Annotated in this window: 2 protein-coding genes; both read right to left on the bottom strand. The window is 38.7% G+C overall.

Going from position 1 to position 1,156, the window contains the following annotated elements:
* Positions 1 to 148: 148 nt before the first annotated feature.
* Positions 149 to 244, bottom strand: coding sequence for a competence inhibitor ComI (gene comI, locus PAT3040_RS38125; protein WP_219930309.1), 96 nt, complete (start codon positions 242 to 244; stop codon positions 149 to 151).
* Between the two features lie 257 nt (positions 245 to 501).
* Positions 502 to 978, bottom strand: coding sequence for a hypothetical protein (locus PAT3040_RS23640; protein WP_146200528.1), 477 nt, complete (start codon positions 976 to 978; stop codon positions 502 to 504).
* Positions 979 to 1,156 lie beyond the last annotated feature (178 nt).

The following is a 1,156-nucleotide window of genomic DNA, read 5'->3' as shown; positions in this document are numbered from 1 at the left end:
TTCACTTCTTTTTCCAATTGTGTTATCATACCTATAAAGAAGCCGAGTGCGGCAAACACTCGGCTCAACAATTGGCTTGGATGGGATTTCCCTTCTGAGTTGTTCAGAAACAAAACCCACCTTCGGCGGTCAACCTTGGGGTGGGTTTTTACTTTCTCTTGTTGTTAGAATTGATGTATGTTAGTAGTGCAAGGATAAATGATCCGAACAGAAACATGATCGTTATGGCATCCTTAACCTCCATGGCCTCACCTCCTTTCGAAGGGAAGCCATGCCCACCCAAGATTCAATTGTCTTTCCTATTGTACCATCTTGTTCCAAATTGGTGAAGAACAATTGTTCGTTTTTCATTGATCTGAACTCGCTAATTTCGTCTAACGTTTCTTATATTCACGACGCCCGACGTAGACGGGTGTGTCCGGCTGATTCAGCTTCCCTGCCAATATCATCTGTCCGGACCGAGGGCAATAGCCCGATGCGTGAATATGGTGTTATCCGAAGTTACCCTTCTTCATTGACTAATCTTAATAATAGCTCTTCTGATTCTTCATTTTGTTTGATAATTAACTTAAGTTCTTTATTATGCTCTTCTAAATTCATTAATTCTTTATTATATTCTGTAGAGACTTGTAAGCTTCTTACTCCTTGTAGTTTTAAAGGATACTGGCTTGCCATCTTGATCCCTTCGCCTTCAAGTATATATTCAATTGGTTCTTGTTCCTCTTCTCTATTACCAATATGTTGAATATATAAAGAATCAAAAGTACTCTCTCCTCCATCGAAAATAGTGTATGTGGCTGCCCAAGTTTCACCTTTAGCAAAGTAAACTAATATACTATCTTTGATTGTTACAATATCTTGTGATCCTGATTTACAACCGGTAATTAAAAGTACAATAATGATTATAATAAAATGTATTTTCTTCAATTTAGTTAGCTCACTTTCTTGTATCATGGGTAATTTCTGATAACGTTTCATATATTCACGTCGTCCGACGTAGTCGGATGTGTCCACAGCAACTGCTTCTCCGAAGCTGCTTCAGGGACCGAGGGCGAATGCCCGATGCGTGAATATGGTGTTATGGGATGTTGACGACTCCCCCTGAATTGCAATCAAATGTGTATTCATTCTTTCATATTATTTGTTCTTATTATTC

Origin of the sequence: Paenibacillus agaridevorans (assembly GCF_003112455.1) — a bacterium.
GTDB lineage: Bacteria > Bacillota > Bacilli > Paenibacillales > Paenibacillaceae > Pristimantibacillus > Pristimantibacillus agaridevorans.
This window is presented reverse-complemented; position numbering and strand designations above follow the sequence as displayed.